General features: G+C 47.4%; 13 protein-coding genes. 10 read left to right on the top strand and 3 right to left on the bottom strand.

All coding sequences use genetic code 11. The features are described from left to right. Window positions 1-12 precede the first annotated feature (12 nt). From H6A28_RS03135 to H6A28_RS03125, 3 genes are all read left to right on the top strand, one after another. Window positions 13-1,404 (top strand): MFS transporter, encoded by a 1,392-nt coding sequence (locus H6A28_RS03135; protein ID WP_204474330.1) that lies wholly within the window; start codon window positions 13-15, stop codon window positions 1,402-1,404. A 123-nt stretch (window positions 1,405-1,527) separates the two neighbouring features. Next, window positions 1,528-2,376: an aldo/keto reductase gene (locus H6A28_RS03130; RefSeq protein ID WP_204474328.1), complete on the top strand. Its 849-nt coding sequence runs from the start codon at window positions 1,528-1,530 to the stop codon at window positions 2,374-2,376. 1 nt (window position 2,377) lies between these two features. Continuing rightward, a complete protein-coding gene (locus H6A28_RS03125; RefSeq protein ID WP_204474326.1) occupies window positions 2,378-3,235 on the top strand; it encodes an aldo/keto reductase in 858 nt (285 codons plus the stop codon). Window positions 3,236-3,324: 89 nt separating this feature from the next. Here the strand turns inward: H6A28_RS03125 and H6A28_RS15325 are convergent, their stop codons facing one another. The 3 genes from H6A28_RS15325 to H6A28_RS03115 are packed head-to-tail and all read right to left on the bottom strand — an operon-like array spanning window position 3,325 to window position 4,904. Continuing rightward, entirely contained in the window at window positions 3,325-3,702 is a 378-nt protein-coding gene (locus tag H6A28_RS15325; protein ID WP_309148262.1) for a hypothetical protein, read from the bottom strand. A gap of 54 nt (window positions 3,703-3,756) precedes the next feature. Then, window positions 3,757-3,969, bottom strand: coding sequence for a hypothetical protein (locus tag H6A28_RS15320; RefSeq protein WP_309148263.1), 213 nt, complete (start codon window positions 3,967-3,969; stop codon window positions 3,757-3,759). Window positions 3,970-3,971: 2 nt separating this feature from the next. Next, window positions 3,972-4,904: a relaxase/mobilization nuclease domain-containing protein gene (locus H6A28_RS03115; RefSeq protein ID WP_204474353.1), complete on the bottom strand. Its 933-nt coding sequence runs from the start codon at window positions 4,902-4,904 to the stop codon at window positions 3,972-3,974. Between H6A28_RS03115 and H6A28_RS03110 the strand changes: the two genes are divergently transcribed. The 7 genes from H6A28_RS03110 to accC all read left to right on the top strand — a co-directional run bounded on the left by H6A28_RS03110 (window position 4,882) and on the right by accC (window position 17,108). After that, window positions 4,882-5,022, top strand: coding sequence for a hypothetical protein (locus tag H6A28_RS03110; RefSeq protein WP_204474325.1), 141 nt, complete (start codon window positions 4,882-4,884; stop codon window positions 5,020-5,022). The genes H6A28_RS03115 and H6A28_RS03110 overlap by 23 nt on opposite strands. An 88-nt stretch (window positions 5,023-5,110) precedes the next feature. Next, the gene (mfd, locus tag H6A28_RS03105) at window positions 5,111-8,491 is read left to right on the top strand and encodes a transcription-repair coupling factor (protein WP_204478800.1); all 3,381 of its coding nucleotides are present in this window, start codon (window positions 5,111-5,113) and stop codon (window positions 8,489-8,491) included. A 136-nt stretch (window positions 8,492-8,627) separates the two neighbouring features. Further along, a complete protein-coding gene (locus tag H6A28_RS03100) occupies window positions 8,628-9,911 on the top strand; it encodes a histidine-type phosphatase (RefSeq protein WP_204478798.1) in 1,284 nt (427 codons plus the stop codon). Window positions 9,912-10,073: 162 nt separating this feature from the next. Continuing rightward, entirely contained in the window at window positions 10,074-12,728 is a 2,655-nt protein-coding gene (locus tag H6A28_RS03095; RefSeq protein WP_204478797.1) for a TonB-dependent receptor domain-containing protein, read from the top strand. A 40-nt stretch (window positions 12,729-12,768) separates the two neighbouring features. Continuing rightward, complete coding sequence (locus H6A28_RS03090; protein ID WP_204478795.1) at window positions 12,769-14,184, top strand: right-handed parallel beta-helix repeat-containing protein; 1,416 nt, start codon at window positions 12,769-12,771, stop codon at window positions 14,182-14,184. A 126-nt stretch (window positions 14,185-14,310) separates the two neighbouring features. Beyond that, a complete protein-coding gene (locus H6A28_RS03085; protein ID WP_204478793.1) occupies window positions 14,311-15,255 on the top strand; it encodes a metallophosphoesterase in 945 nt (314 codons plus the stop codon). 341 nt (window positions 15,256-15,596) lie between these two features. Then, complete coding sequence (gene accC, locus H6A28_RS03080; protein WP_204478792.1) at window positions 15,597-17,108, top strand: acetyl-CoA carboxylase biotin carboxylase subunit; 1,512 nt, start codon at window positions 15,597-15,599, stop codon at window positions 17,106-17,108.

Below are 17,108 nucleotides of genomic sequence, written 5' to 3'. Positions count from 1 at the left end.
GAATGTTGTTTTATGTTTGAATGTATCAAGGAAAACAGGAAATGCAATGAACGGACAGTGAAAAGCATTGCCCTGTTTCTTGTCTTATCCAGTTACTTTATCACAGCAATAGATGGCTCTATTGTCATCACCGGGTTGAAGAGAATTGCGGAGGACTTGCAGTTGTCAAGTGTATCCTTGTCATGGGTGCAAAACGCCTATGTGCTAGTATTTGGCGGATTCATGCTGCTGGGAGGACGGTTGGGTGATACGCTCGGACGGAAACGGATGTTCAATCTTTCATTGATGCTGTTTGGCTTCGGGTCACTGGGTGCAGGGGTGGCTCCTTCGGCAGGAATCATGATTGCCGCACGGTTTGTACAAGGTGTCGGGGCGGCAGTCATGGCACCTGCGGCATTGGCATTGATAATGGACTACTTTGAAGGGGAAAAACGGACGAAAGCCGTAGCTTGGTACGGTTCTATATCGGGAATAGGTCTGTGTTTCGGGCTTATTATTGGAGGTGCGGTTACAACGTATCTTACGTGGAGGGACGGATTCCTGATAAATGTGCCGATAGTCGGCGTCATGCTTTTCCTTTCCGTGAAATATCTGCTCAATGCCGACTTGACAAAGCATCGTTTCGACATAATCGGCACACTACTGTCGGTGGCTGGCGTGTTTTGCGTAATCTATGCCATAGACGGAGCATCAGCTGTAGCTTTATGGCTCGTGTCGGGCATTGTACTTCTTACCCTGTTGGTACATGCCGAACAAAAAGCCCCTATGCCCATCATGCCTTTGTCCTTGTTCCACAGCCGTACAAGAAGGAACGCATACGTGGCAAGGGCGTTGCTCATCGCCGCCTTGATGGGGTATAATTTCTTCATATCCGAATTCATGCAGGATGCATTCCACTTTACCCCCTTATTGACCGGACTGGCGTTCCTACCAATGACTATCACCACATTTTTAGGTGCGGTGGAAGTCCCCAAATTAGTGCATAAATATGGCAATAAGAAAATCTTGTATGTCGGTTTGTCTCTTGTTCTTTTAGGCTTCTTTTTGCTCTTGTCCTTGACTGTTGGAAAATCATATCTATACGGGATAGCTTTTCCTATACTGTTTATTGGTATCGGGCAAGGGTTGGCTATGAGTCCGCTGACCAATTTGGGGATAGAAGATGTTGACAAGCGTGATTCCGGTGCGGCATCCGGATTGGTCAATGCCTCTCATCAGATAGGAGGTGCATTGGGACTTTCGTTGATGACAGCGGCAAGCAATGGTGTCGTAGATGCAGGAATGCGTTGTCATATAGGCATGGCCGTGGCTCTCGTTTGTATCATACTGGCCTTGGGAATTTCGGCTTTCCCGTCTATGCGCTATCTGTATACACTAAAAGCAGGCGGCTCAAAACATCGCTAAAGGTAAATAACCGAAAAAAGGTATAAATAACCCGTCTTTTTGTATAACTGCATTGTCAATTGATTATCTTAATTTTGTATCGTCATTAAAAACAGGAAAAAGAATATTAAAATACGAATAGAAATGAAAGAAGTAAAATTGAACAACGGAGTGACGATGCCGGCCATCGGCTTCGGCGTATTCCAGATTCCGGTAAACGAGACTGAAAAAGTGGTTAGCGATGCGTTGGAAGTCGGCTACCGGATGATAGACACGGCTGCCTCTTATTTCAACGAGGAGCAAGTGGGCAATGCCATCCGCCGCAGTGGATTGAAACGCGAGGACTTGTTCATCACCACCAAACTGTGGGTGCAGGACTATGAGTACGATGACACCCTGCGTGCTTTCGACAAGTCGATGAAACTTTTGGGGCTGGATTACTTGGACCTCTACCTGCTGCACAAGCCTTACGGCAATTACTATGCGGCTTGGCGGGCTTGCGAAAGATTGTACAAGGAGGGGCGCATCCGTGCCATCGGCATCACCAGTTTTTGGAGCGAGCGGGTACAAGACCTCTTCCTGCACAACGAGGTGAAACCTGCCGTCAACCAATTAGAGACCCATCCGTTCTTTCAGCAGAAAGAAGCCAATGCTTTCCTGCGCCAGGAAGGTATCGTACACGAGGCATGGGCACCGTTTGCCGAAGGGAAAAACGACATCTTCCACAACCCCGTGCTGCAAACCATTGCGAAGCATCACGACAAGACAGTGGGCAATGTCATCCTGCGTTGGCTGAACCAGCGCGGCATCATCATCATCCCGAAAAGTGTTCGCAAGGAACGGATGATAGAAAACTTGAATATCTTTGATTTCACGCTTACGGATGAGGATATGAAAGCCATCTCCGGACTGGACACGGGCAAAAGCCCCATTTATGACGACATGGACTTACCTACCGTAAGAGGATTCGGAACTTATAAAATACATGACTGATATGAAAACGATTAAACTGAACAACGGCGTTGAGATGCCGATGTTGGGCTACGGTGTATTCCTCGTCAGCCCGGAAGAGTGCGAACGTTGTGTGTTGGATGCCATCAGCGTAGGTTATCGCCTGATAGACACGGCACAGGCTTATTACAACGAGGAAGGTGTGGGCGCAGCTATCAGCAAATGTGGCGTACCCCGGAACGAGCTGTTCCTTACAACCAAGGTATGGATTTCCAATGCAGGCGAAGCAAACGCAGCCCGAAGCATAGACGAATCGCTCCACAAATTGAAGACAGATTACGTTGACCTCTTGCTTATCCACCAACCTTTCGGAGACTATTACGGGACTTACCGTGCACTGGAAAAGGCCTACAAAGAGGGCAAAGCTCGTGCCATCGGTTTGAGTAATTTCTACGATGCCCGTTTTGTGGATTTGGTGGAAAACATGGAGGTGAAACCAGCCGTGCTGCAACTGGAAACTCACGTTTTCTCCCAACAGCGAAAAATGCGTGAACTCATTAAGGATTACGGTACGCAGTTAATGGCATGGGGACCGCTTGCACAAGGAACTGACGGCATTTTTACCAACGAGACCTTGAAAGCCATCGGAGACAAATATGGTAAGACCAATGCGCAAGTAGCCTTGAAGTTTTTGCTCAACGAAGGCATTGTAGCCATACCGAAATCTACTCATAAGGAACGTATGGCAAGCAATCTCGCCATTGATGATTTCAAGTTATCAGAAGAAGATATGGAAACCATACGCAAGATGGACACAGGCAAATTGAAAGTGGACTTCAATGACCCGGCAATGGCCAAATATCTTATTAACTACGATAAGAATTTTAACCCGAATAAATGATAAAAGGTGACGGTCTTTGTATATTTACGGCAAAGGGATACATTTAATATCCCTCTGTCGTAAATTGTAAATGCAAATAGAATTACAAATTATTCCCCTTGTTGCCTGATTTTATCTTGCATCAGGCTGTCGGATACAGCTTTCAAGTCCCTGTCATAGCCGTCAGCCTCTTGGCGCAGCCATTCAATGGTTTCCTCGTCACGCCGGATGTCGAACACATCGTTTAGCCAAAGGATGGTCTTTGCGTTGCATCCTCCCCATGAACGGATAACACGGAACTTCAAAGCATCGTCCGCATATTGGCGTTTGGACTTCCAGAGTTCGATGTTTCCCCAGACGGAGAGGCTGCACACGACGCCCATGCCGACCAAAAGAGAAAATACCTTGCTCGACCGGATGTCGAAGCAGTGGCGGTGGATATGTTCCTGCGGATCGTCCGTCCGTTTTTCCGAATTTCGAGCAAACATCTCTTTCAAATCGCGCAATAGGTGCAGAATCCGGTTCGATGCGTTAACCTCCGCCTACCCGAACTTGGTCAGCATAGCTTTCGTCTGCTGTTGATGCTCCTTTGCGGAACTGTCGAACAAGTCCTTTATGGGAGCCAAATCCATTGCAGGAGTTTGTTCTCTTGATTGACTGTTACTTACTTTTGGAGTGTTCTCCAATCTGTCATTGATACCCTTCAAGCCATTTTTGATGTCTTCGAAAAGTGCATAAACTTCGTTGTTATCCATTTTTAGAATCTTATTTTACGTTGTTTCTTTTTCTTGTCCTTGCGTTTTAGCTGTTCCTCAAAATAGTTCTCATCCACCTGAGCGTTTGCATTGGCAGACATGAACAGGCCGATGGAACCACTATACAAGTCGTTATCACCTCTTGGTTCAAACTGTGGTATTGAAGGTGTCGGATATTCTGCTGCTTGGTTGTTCATTACCCTTTGCCGTCCCTCGTGGCGGTTGGCGTTCAACACTACGTCTATCTTGGAGTAACTGAACCGCCTGTCAATCTTGGAACCGCTGAACGGATAACCGTTCTTAGAGAATACGACACCCTGCACCTCATCCGAACCACCTTTGTACTTGAACCGCACATCCACGCCTTGTTTCTTCAGATTAACAATGAGCATGTTCCAGTTCCCACACTTTGAAACTTCGGATTTAAGGATGGAATAAATCTCATACTTGGTCTTGTCCGGCTCTTTCAAGCGGTGGTGTTTCACCTGTTCCTTGCCATTAGCGAAGTACAGGCCGTACTTTTGCGTCAGCTCCTTGCAGATGCGTGTGCTGCGTATCCGCTCGTTCCGGTCGCTGATTGTCCTGCCGTCATTAGCAATGCGGTTGAAGGCGATATGCACATGAGGATGCTCCTTGTCGAAGTGGCGCACAATAAGGATTTGTGTGTTGGTTATCCCCATATTCTTCAGGTATTCCAATGCTATTTCTGCCATTGCACGGTCTGTCAAACGGTGTTCGTCCTTCTTGGAGAATGCCAATGCGATGTGTCCGACAGGTTTCGTCACCTTCGGATTCATCCTTGCCTGTGCCTCGAAACTGCCCGCGATTGTCTCCTTATTCTCGGCAAACAAGCCGTCACATACAAGGATTTTAGCGTCCTTTTCCTTGTCAAGAATGTAGCTTACAACACCCTTGAAGTTGCTTCCTTTGACGATGCGTCTGGGAGTCTATAATCTGGTGGGAAATCCTTCGGAAGAGGACATCCTGAACTTTTATTCCGTGCATTGGCGCAGCAATTTTCTGCCCTACGGAAGTGTCAGCTTTAAGTTCTGACGGGTGAATTCTTGCTCCATTCTTTGCCTTTTTTGTGTGCATATTCAGGCAAGATTTGCTATTTTTGCAACGTCTTATGGAGTGAAAGATGAGTATAAAAGAACTGCAAGATATTTATGCCAAACATCCGAACGTCACGGGTTTGGCTTCTTTGTGTAAGGATAAGAGTGTAAGAAATGTATTTTTAGAAGGCATGCACGGGTCGTGCGCTTCGTTGTTCGCTTCGGTATGCATCAAGTCGGTGCCGGGCATTCATGTGTTTATTCTGAACGACCTGGAAGAAGCCGGGTATTTTTACCATGACATGGTGCAGGCGAATGGCGATACCGATATTTTGTTTTTCCCCTCTTCTTACCGTCGGGCCATCAAATACGGGCAGAAAGATGCGGCCAACGAGATTCTCCGTACCGAGGTGCTGAGCCGGCTGGAACGGCAGGAGCCGGTGACGGTGGTCACTTATCCGGAGGCGCTGGCCGAGAAAGTGGTTTCCCGCAATCAGCTCTCCGAGTCCACCCTGACGCTGAAGGTGGGACAGCAGGAGGATACGGGAAAACTCATGGAGAAACTGTCTGGTTGCGGCTTTGAGCACGTGGACTATGTGTACGAACCGGGACAGTTTGCCTTGCGAGGCAGTATCCTGGACGTGTATTCCTTTGCTTCGGAATATCCTTACCGAATCGACTTTTTCGGCGATGAGATTGACAGTATCCGTACGTTTGAGGTAGAGACCCAGTTGTCGAAAGAGAAGAAAGATTCGGTCAGCATCGTACCGGAGTTGTCGGCCTCGGAGAGTTCGGAGATTTGTTTCCTGGATTTTGTGTCGAAAGAAGCCATTCTTTGGGTAAAGGATTTGCTGTGGGTGCGTGAGCGCATTCAGGCCGTGCACGATGAAACCGTGTCGCCACAGGCATTGAAAGCCTACGAAGGGGAGGAGCAGACCGAATTGCTGGAACTGCCCAAAAAACTGATTGACGGGGCAGAGTTCACGGTGCGGGCCCTCGAATTCTTCCGGATTGATTTCGGACACAAGGCAGTCGGTACTCCGGAGGCACGACTTACTTTTGAAACATCTGTCCAGCCTATCTTCCATAAGAACTTTGACCTGGTGTCCAGCTCTTTCACGGATTTCCTGCAAAGGGGCTACCGCTTGTATATCTGTTCCGACAGTGCCAAGCAGACGGAACGGTTGAAGGATATTTTCCAGGAAAGAGGCGACCAGATTACGTTTGAGCCGGTGGACCGTACGTTGCACGAGGGCTTTGTGGACCACACCCTTCGGATGTGCATCTTTACAGACCATCAGATATTCGACCGTTTCCATAAATACAACCTGCGCAGCGACAAGGCCCGCAGCGGAAAGGTGGCGTTGTCACTGAAAGAACTGAACACGTTTGAGCCGGGAGACTATGTGGTGCATATCGACCACGGTATCGGCCGTTTTGCGGGATTGGTACGTATCCCGAACGGGAATACCACGCAGGAGGTCATCAAACTGGTGTATCAGAATGACGACGTGGTGTTCGTGTCCATCCATTCGCTGCATAAGATTTCCAAATACAAGGGCAAGGAAGGTGAACAGCCGCGCATCAGCAAGCTGGGAACCGGTGCCTGGGAGAAAATCAAGGAACGGACCAAGACTAAAATCAAGGACATTGCCCGCGACCTGATCAAACTGTATTCACAGCGTAAGCAGGAAAAAGGATTTAAATACAGCCCCGACAGCTTCTTGCAGCACGAACTGGAGGCCAGCTTCCTGTACGAGGATACGCCCGACCAGCTGAAGGCGACGCAGGAAGTGAAGGCGGACATGGAGAGCGACAAGCCGATGGACCGTCTGGTGTGCGGCGATGTGGGCTTCGGAAAGACGGAGGTGGCCATCCGGGCGGCTTTCAAGGCGGTGGCCGACAACAAGCAGGTAGCGGTACTGGTACCGACTACGGTGTTGGCTTTCCAGCACTACCAGACCTTTAAGAAACGTCTGGAAGGGATGCCTTGCAAGGTGGAATACCTGAGTCGTGCGCGTACGGCCAAAGATACCAGCCGCATCTTGAAGGAGCTGGCCGAAGGAAGCATCAATATCCTGATTGGTACGCACAAGATTATCGGAAAGAGCGTGAAGTTCAAGGACCTGGGACTGCTGATTATCGATGAGGAGCAGAAGTTCGGGGTGAGCGTGAAAGAAAAACTCCGTCAGATAAAGGTGAACGTGGATACCTTGACCATGACGGCCACGCCGATTCCGCGTACCCTTCAGTTCTCCCTGATGGGAGCCCGTGACTTGTCGGTCATCCAGACTCCGCCGCCCAACCGTTATCCGATTCAGACAGAGGTGCACACGTTCAATGAGGAAATCATTACCGAGGCCATCAACTTCGAGATGAGTCGTAATGGACAGGTCTTTTTCGTGAACAACCGCATTCAGAATCTGGCCGAACTGAAGGCCATGATTCAACGCAACATTCCGGACTGTCGGGTGTGCATCGGACACGGACAGATGCAGCCGGAAGAACTGGAAAAGATTATCTTCGACTTTGTCAACTACGACTACGATGTGCTGCTGGCGACCACCATCATTGAGAGTGGTATCGATATTCCGAATGCCAATACCATTATCATCAACCAGGCACAGAACTTCGGATTGAGCGACTTGCATCAGATGCGGGGTCGTGTGGGACGAAGCAACAAGAAAGCTTTCTGCTACTTGCTGGCTCCTCCGTTGTCGTCTTTGACTCCGGAAGCCAAACGTCGTTTGCAGGCCATCGAGAATTTCAGCGATTTAGGAAGCGGCATTCATATTGCCATGCAGGATTTGGACATCCGTGGAGCCGGTAACATGCTGGGAGCCGAACAAAGTGGTTTCATTGCCGACTTGGGTTATGAAACTTATCAGAAGATTCTGAACGAGGCGGTGACCGAGCTGAAGAACGAAGAGTTTGCCGACTTGTATGCGGATGAAATCAAGGCCGGCGAAGAGAAAATCAGCGGCGAAGAGTTCGTAGATGAATGTACGGTGGAAAGTGACCTGGAATTACTGTTCCCGAATGAATACATTCCGAGCAGTAGCGAACGTATGCTGTTGTACCGGGAATTGGACAAGCTGGAACTGGATAAGGATGTGGAGGCGTTCAGGGCCCGACTGCTCGACCGCTTTGGCAAGATTCCTCCCGAAGGGGAAGAGTTGCTGCGCATTGTGCCGTTGAGGCGGCTGGCCAAGCGCTTAGGCGTGGAGAAAGTGGTGTTGAAGGCCCAGCGCATGACCCTCTTCTTTGTCAGCAACCTGGACAGCCCGTATTATCAGAGTATCGCTTTCGGAAAGATTATTGCCTACATGTCAAAGAATCCTCGTTACTGCAATCTGCGGGAACAGAACGGCCGTCGCAGCATGGTAGTTTCCAAGGTGACCAACGTGCAAGATGCCGTCGGCATTTTGCAGGAAATTGTCAGTATGGAGGGAGAAAAGGCCCAGTAAGCCGGTTGTCTCAATCGGGTGACAGTGGGATTGCATTTTTGTTTCAGTAAGCTTTGAACGATTCACTTTCGGGGTGGCAAGAAAGTAGCGGAAGGAATAAACCACTATTTTTATGCCTCAAATTAGAAACAGGCTTATGAAAAAAATAGGATGGATACTGCCGTTCCTGGTTTTCCCTTTGTGCATGCAGGGGCAGACGGCGCGTGAAGAGATTGATGAGAATCCGGCACTGGCGGGAGGAAAATACTATGCCTATGAGGCACCCGATGTGCAGCTCACCCCTGCGCCCGCAGGTTATACACCTTTCTATATTTCTGTGTTTGCCCGTCATGGTTCGCGTTATCTGACGAAGGAAAAGAAATATACACAGCCTTTGTCGCTTCTCCTTGCAGCGGATGAGGCTGGGGTGTTGACTGCAGACGGAAAGCGGGCTTTGAAGGTGGTGGCTGCCTTAGCGCAGGAAGCGGAAAACCGTTATGGCGAGCTGACGCTGAAAGGGGCACGGCAACACCGGGAGCTGGTCGATCGCATGTATCAGCATTATCCGGAGGTGTTTGCCGACGGCGTGCATGTGGATGCACGTTCTACCTATAAAACGCGTGCCTTTCTTTCCATGGCAGCGGGTTGTGTGGAATTGAAAGGGTTGAATCCGAAGCTGCATATCACCACGCAGACCAGTGAGGCCGATGCGTATTATATAAAATACAAGAATCCTTTGTATGAAGCGCAGCATTTGGAGAACAGTGACTCGGTGTATCGTGTGGCAGATAGCGTGTATGTGCATCCGGCACGTTTGATGAAACAGCTGTTTTGCGATTCTTCTTATGTGGAGGCTCATATTCAGCCGGTGAAGTTGATGACCGATTTGTTTGAACTGCATGGCATCAGTCAGAGCAGCGACCGTCAGCCCGATTTGTCTTTCCTGTTCACTCCGCAGGAACGGTATGACTTGTGGCAGCGCAACAACTTTGAATGGTACTATGAGAAAGGAGCTTCCCCATTGAGTGACGACTGCATGTACAAGCTCGAAAAAAATCTGTTGAAGAATTTCATTGAAACGGCCGATACCGTGATTGCTTCGGGAAAGAATGCGGTGACTCTTCGCTACGGGCACGATACGAACTTAGCTCCTTTGGCGGTACTGATGGGAATCAATGACTTGCAGACTTCCACGGCTGACTGGCAGCGCATAGCGGATACGTATCGTACTTATCGCATCATCCCGATGTGTGGAAATGTGCAACTGATATTTTACCGGAAGAAGGGCGGTCAGGATATCTTAGTAAAGGTATTGCTAAACGAACGTGAGGTGAAATTGTCGCTTCGTAGTGAGAAGGCTCCCTATTATGCGTGGAAAGACGTACGGAGTTACTGGAAAAAAGTGGTGGAAAGTATTCAGCTTCCGGCGAAGGTGAAGTAACCTGGAGACATTATACATATTGTAAGGAGAGGTATTTCTTTTTGATAGGAATACCTCTTTTTTTATGCCATTATCTCTTGCTTAAATGTAACAAAAAAGAAATTTCCATGCAATACGGATGAAAATGGAACGAGATACTTTTGCGGCAAATAAGGAAAGCAAATGAAATCTAAGATTGTATTGGTATTGTTATCACTGGTATCGACAGGATTGCAAGCTGGTGTGGTGAAAGGTAAAATTAAGGATGCACAGACTGGAGAAGAAATTATTGGTGCATCGGTGATTGTGAAGGAAGACCCTGGAAAAGGAACAGTAACCGGATTGGACGGAAGTTTTAATCTGTCGGTGAACAGAGACAAATATACACTGGTCTGTTCTTATGTGGGCTATAAAAAATATGAAGTCAGCATAGCAGCAGATAAGAAAGAAATTGTAATTCCTTTGAAGAGTGACGACGTTGCTCTGGATGAAGTGGTGGTGGTAGCTTCTAATCCGGGAAGAACTGAAGCCGGTGCAAGAGGCATTGAACGTCAGGCAATGAACGTGGTGAATGTGATGAGTGCGAAAGCGATAGAACTTTCTCCGGATATTACGGTAGCCAACGTGATTCAGCGAATGTCAGGTGTGACAATTGAACGTAACAGTAGCGGTGAAGGGCAGTATGCCATTCTTCGCGGTATGGATAAGCGTTACAACTATACATTAGTAAATGGAGTGAAAATTCCGAGTCCGGATAACAAAAACCGTTTTGTGCCGCTGGATATTTTCCCGTCAGAAATGTTGGACCGTTTGGAAGTAACCAAATCTTTGACCGCCAACATGGAAGGTGATGGAATCGGAGGAGCGGTCAACCTGATTATGAAGGATGCGCCTACGGAACGGCAGTTTACCGTGAATTTGTCGACCGGTTACAATGCCATGTATTTTGGCCGTGACTTCCAGTCGTTCAATCACGGAGCCATCGTCAAACAGTCGCCTTATGAACAGATGGGAATGCCGGAAGACAACCGGGTGACCATGGATAATTTCACCACCGACAACTTACGGATGAACTGGAAAAAGCCTTTGCCGGACCTGACTGCCGGAATTTCTTATGGCGACCGTTTCTTCCAGAACAAACTGGGTGTGATGCTGGCCGGAAGTTTCCTGAATACCTATCGTGGTAAGGAAAGCCAGTTGTATTATCAGCCGGGCACCACTCACAACGGCATTGAGTATCGTAATTACTCTTCCCAGCAGACCCGTATCGGGGCGCATGCCAAACTGGATTATTTCATTAACGAACATCATAAGCTGACCTGGTACAACGGTTACATGGATATGCGTGAGGCGGAAGTGCGCGACGGTCATGACGACAAGGAAGGAGCCGTACGTATGAAGTGGAATCACCAGTATATCATCAATTCTACCTTGAAAGGCGAACATTCCTTTTTGGACGATGGGGCACTTCGCCTGAACTGGTCGGCTGTGATTTCGAAAGCCTATAGTGAGACGCCGGATAATGCGGAAATTTTCTTGCAGGGCACTCATGTGCAGACCTCTGGAGCGGCTACCCGGCGTTGGGAACACAATTCGGATAAAGATAAGGCAGGGTATGTAGACTTGATGTACAAGTTGAAACTGGACGGCGGTTCCGTCTTTGATTTCTCTGTCGGAGGTATGTACCGCGACAAGAAGCGTGACAGTTTTTTCAATGAATATACCTTCAACTCGGCAACAGGCGTGAAAGATCCGCAATATCAGGGGGAAGACTGGAATAATTACGATGAGATTCTGTTTACTCCCTTGAAATACGGTAACATCAGTGACCCGTTGAACTACGATGCTTCTGAAAAGATTGGCGCAGGCTACGGAATGGTGAAATATACCTATCGGAAATGGGAATTCATTGCGGGAGTACGTGTGGAACACACCAATCAAGGATATGTATTGAAGTTCCCGACTGAAAATGTGAATCCGGAAGGAAACCAGAAATATACGGATGTGCTGCCCAGTTTTCATGCAAAATATGGAGTACATAAGAATGCCAACCTGCGTTTATCGTATGCACGGTCTATTAACCGCCCCAGCTTCTTTGAAATTGTGCCTTACAGCATCATCAATGAAGATTACAAGGAGAAAGGTAATCCGGATTTGAAACATACCGTGGCCGACAACATCGACCTGCGCTATGAATATTTCCCGAAATCATCCGAACAGTTTATGGTGGGCATGTTCTACAAACGGTTGCAGAATCCGATTGAATATGGTTTGCTCAACGAGGGACAGGATACCTACTATAAGCCGATGAATTTTGGGGATGCAACCAACTTGGGTGTGGAAGTGGACATCATGAAATATTTCAACTGGTTCGGCATCAAGGCTAATTATACGTACACTCACTCTACGATTACGACCGAGAAGCGTATCATGGACGGCAATGATGTGAAGAGCGTTTCGCAAACCCGTCCGTTGTTCGGGCAGGCGGCCCATGTGGCGAATTTATCGTTGCTTTTTAAAAGCACCAAATATGGCTGGGAAGGACAGATTGCCGGAAGTTACACCGGAAAGCGTTTGAGTGACATTTCCAACTGGTATAACGATGATATTTGGGAAGACGGCTACATGCAGCTGGATGCGTCTGTGGAAAAGAGCTTCAAGAACGGCATCAGTATTTTTGCCAAAGCGTCCAATCTGCTGGACACTCCTTTGCTGCGATTCATTCAAAAGGGACCGCATACAGAAAATGTGGACTATGAACGTAAGAACGGCAACGTGATTGAACGGAAAGAATGGCATGGACAGTCGTTCATGCTGGGAATCAGATATAAACTATAATCAAATATAAAATTTAACTAGTAACTAAATTTATTACGTAATGAGACTGAAAAATTATTTGCTGGCAAGTACAGCATTGGTAGCGTTGTCTTTTATGACCGCTTGTACGGAAGAAGATCCTATTGCTAATGGTGACGGTACCGAGAATACGGATGGAAATGATGAAAACAATGGTGGAAACAATGAGGAAACCAATGACAATGTCATTGTTTGGCCTGCTGATACTATTGTAAAGCTTACAGATCATTATACAGTGCCGGAAGGAAAGAGTCTGGTGATTAAAGAAGGTGTACAGATTATTGTAAGCACTGATGGGGTGGGAGCCAATCATGTACCCGTAGAATTTACCGTAAATGGAAATTTGTATTGCGAAGGAACGGCTGAGAAACCTATCTTGTTCTCAATTGCAGAAGATGAACGTACGAAAGAGAACGCTTTGAAAGGAATGTGGGGAGGTATTGTGGCCACCTCAACTTGCGGGGAAATGCTGATAGACCATACAGTCATAGAATATACAGGAGGCCAGGTGGTGGAAGGTTCTCCAGCTGCTAGTTCAGGTATGTACACTGCAGGAGACGATGCTTATCCTCAGATAACAACTGACAATATTAACGGACATTATGTGATTACAAACTCCATTTTGCGTAACGGTTGGTCAGATGGCATTTACCTGATGGGAGGAAATGCCATTATCGCCAATAATATTTTTGCCGCCAATGGATACGACGGGGCAGAAGCGGTCAATGTAAAAGCCGGTTGCGTGGTCGATGTGGCCGACAATGTGATGTTCAGTCCGAATACCAACGGTTTGAAGCTGTCCAGCTCCGGTCAGAGCGAAGAACGTGGAATGGCCAAAATCCAGGCGTACAACAATACCATTATCAATGCCGGATGGCGTCGTGACGGTGAAAAAGGCGGTTGCGTATATGTAGAAAAGAATGCCTTGGCAAATGTCTTCAACAACCTGATGGTAAACTGCAAGTTCAGAGCCATGACTCCGAATTATAAGGATGCTAATAAAGTGGATGGAGGATACAATAGCAGTTCTGTCATCGATTACAATTATTATGCTTCTGGAACACAGAAAAGTGATGTAGTGTTTGAAGAAGAGTCAGGAGTCGCTTATTCTTGGGCTGGATATGCATATGCACATAAAAATTATAATGAAGGTGTAGTCGATGTACACAGCGTGATAACAAAGACTGCTGAAGAATGTACGGCTAATGACCCGAAATTTGTCAACTTCCCGATTAACGACGTGGCTTTGACAGATTACGTGTACGATGAGGCTTGGGACTTCCACGTACAGACTGGTTCTCCGGTACTGACGGGTGCATATGACGGAAGCGATGCAGCACTGGCTCCATATTTTGGAACAGAAGGTCTGAGTGTAAACGGTCAGACATATACATCTCCGAAAGTAGAAGCTCGTTTCGGTGCCTATGGTGCAAAATGATAGATTCCTTTTCTAAGTTTTGTTAAGGCAGTCAGAGTGACTGCGTTTTCCTCAATTGAATAAGTCCGGACAAAATGTTTCGGGCTTATTCTTTGAAAATCTCAATTTATTTAATTTGCTTGATTTATGATTTCATTGAAGAAACTTTTCTGGACCTGCTGTTTGTCCTTGTCTGTATTGGTGGCGTTTGCGCAGGATGCTTCTGCATGGAAGGCGTTGGAAAAGCCGGTAAACTTTCTGCTGGCCAATGACTTGGGCCGTAACGGTTATTACGATCAGAAGCCTATCGCCGAACTGATGGGGCAGCTGGCTGAGAATGTAGATATCGAGGCTGTAGTAGCTGCAGGCGATGTACACCATTTTGAAGGTGTCCGCAGCGTGAACGACCCGTTGTGGATGACCAACTACGAACTGATATACAGTCATCCGGAACTGATGATTCCCTGGTATCCTATTTTGGGAAACCATGAATACCGTGGCAATACCCAGGCCGTATTGGATTATGCCCAGGTGAGTGCCCGTTGGGAAATGCCGGCCCGTTATTATACGAAAGTGTTGGAGAATGACGATGTGACCGTGCGCTTGGTCATGATTGATACCGCTCCCTTGTTGGACAAATATCGGAAAGATGTGGAGAAATATCCGGATGCCTGTCGGCAGGACATGGACAAGCAGTTGGCATGGATAGACTCTGTGCTGACCGCCGCCAAGGAAGACTGGGTGCTGGTCGTGGGACATCATCCGATTTTTGCCGATACCGACAAGAGCGATGCCGAACGTCTGGACATGGAAAAAAGAGTAGACTCCATTTTGCGCAAGCATAAAAATGTAAATATGTACCTGTGTGGTCATATTCATAATTTCCAGTATATCCGTAAGCCGGGAAGTGCCATTGATTACGTGGTAAACTCTTCCGGTTCGTTAAGCCGTAAGGTGAAAGCCGTCGACGGAACCCAGTTCTGTAGCGGTGAATCCGGTTTCTCTTTGGTTTCGGCCGATGAGAAAGAGTTATGCCTGCACATGATCAATAAAGACGGAAAGGTGATTTATACGGTCCGTCAGACTCGATAAATCGGTGGGCTTAAATTGTTCCAGACCTGCAAAATGAGAATTTATAAAATATTTCAGGAATAAAAATGCATCTTGGGCATTCCGTTGTTTTGTAAACTCGACTTTGCGTTATTGTTTTTAGGAAGATAATTATCTCCTCATTTGTAGGTATTTTGTGGGGAAAAAGTAGCGATTTGGCAAAAAAAGAGGCATTCGTTGGAACGGTGTCTCTTTTTTTGCTATTTTTGCACAGTTTTTAGGTTATCTGTGCACGAATGATTTTTTCAGCGTGTGGATAATCAGCTAATTGGGTGGTGTGAGAACGACCCGGTATCATAGAAATCATAATTAAAACATAAAGCATGATACACAAAGTATTGATCGCTAACCGTGGTGAAATTGCTGTGCGCGTGATGCGTTCTTGCCGTGAAATGGGCATTCGTACCGTCGCAGTTTTTTCCGAAGCCGACAGAACGGCTCGCCACGTACTTTATGCGGATGAAGCTTGTCTGATAGGCCCTGCTGCGTCACGCGAAAGTTATCTGAACATAGATAAGATTATCATGGCGGCCAAACGTCATGGAGTGGATGCCATTCATCCGGGATATGGATTCCTGTCTGAAAATTCAGAATTTGCACGTCGTTGCCGTGAGGAAGGTATTATCTTTATCGGTCCGGATCCGGAAACGATGGATGCCATGGGAGACAAGATTTCAGCTCGTAAGCACATGATTGCAGCCGGTGTACCGGTTGTTCCGGGAACTGAACAACCGTTGCAGAGTGTGGAAGAGGCCAAGGAAATCTGTAATCAGATAGGCTATCCGGTCATGTTGAAGGCTTCCATGGGAGGTGGAGGTAAGGGTATGCGTCTTATCCACAGCGAAAGTGAAGTGGAAGAAGCTTACAATACAGCCCGTTCGGAATCTATGTCTTCTTTTGGTGACGATACCGTTTATTTGGAAAAGTTCGTAGAAGAACCTCATCATATCGAATTCCAGATTTTAGGTGATAATTTCGGTAATGCGGTACATCTGTTTGAACGTGAGTGTTCTATCCAGCGCCGTAACCAGAAAATCGTGGAAGAAACTCCTTCTCCTTTTGTCACTCCTGAATTGCGTCAGAGAATGGGGGAAGCTGCCGTGGCTGCGGCTAAGGCAGTGAACTACAAGGGAGCCGGTACCATCGAATTCCTGGTCGACAAGAACCGCAATTTCTATTTCTTGGAAATGAATACCCGTTTGCAGGTAGAGCATCCGATTACGGAAGAAGTGGTAGGCGTGGACCTGGTGAAGGAACAGCTTCGCATCGCGAACAACGAACCGCTGCACTTCAAGCAGGAAGACCTGCAGCAGCGTGGACATGCCATTGAATGCCGTATCTGTGCCGAGGATTCTGAAAACAACTTCATGCCTTCTCCGGGTGTCATCCGTCAGCTGATTGAACCGAACGGCATCGGTGTACGTATCGACAGCTATGTGTACGAAAGCTACGAAATTCCTATTTATTATGACCCGATGATTGGTAAGCTGATTGTGTGGGCTACTACCCGTGAGTTTGCCATCGAACGTATGCGTCGCGTGTTGTACGAATACAAGATTACCGGCCTGAAGACCAACATCAGTTACCTGCGTCACATCATGAATGTGCCCGACTTCGTAGAAGGTCACTACAATACCCTGTTCATCCCGAAACACCAGGATATGCTGCGTAAATGGGCCGGACAGAAGGAAGAAGAAACTGAAAACATCGCCATGATTGCCGCTTACATCGACTACCTGATGAATCTGGAAGAAAACAAGTCGGCTTCCAGCGATAACCGTCCGATCAGCCGTTGGCGTGAATTCGGCCTGAAGAAAGGTGTATTGCGAATCTAA

Source organism: Bacteroides mediterraneensis (assembly GCF_016900355.1).
GTDB lineage: Bacteria > Bacteroidota > Bacteroidia > Bacteroidales > Bacteroidaceae > Phocaeicola.
This window is presented reverse-complemented; position numbering and strand designations above follow the sequence as displayed.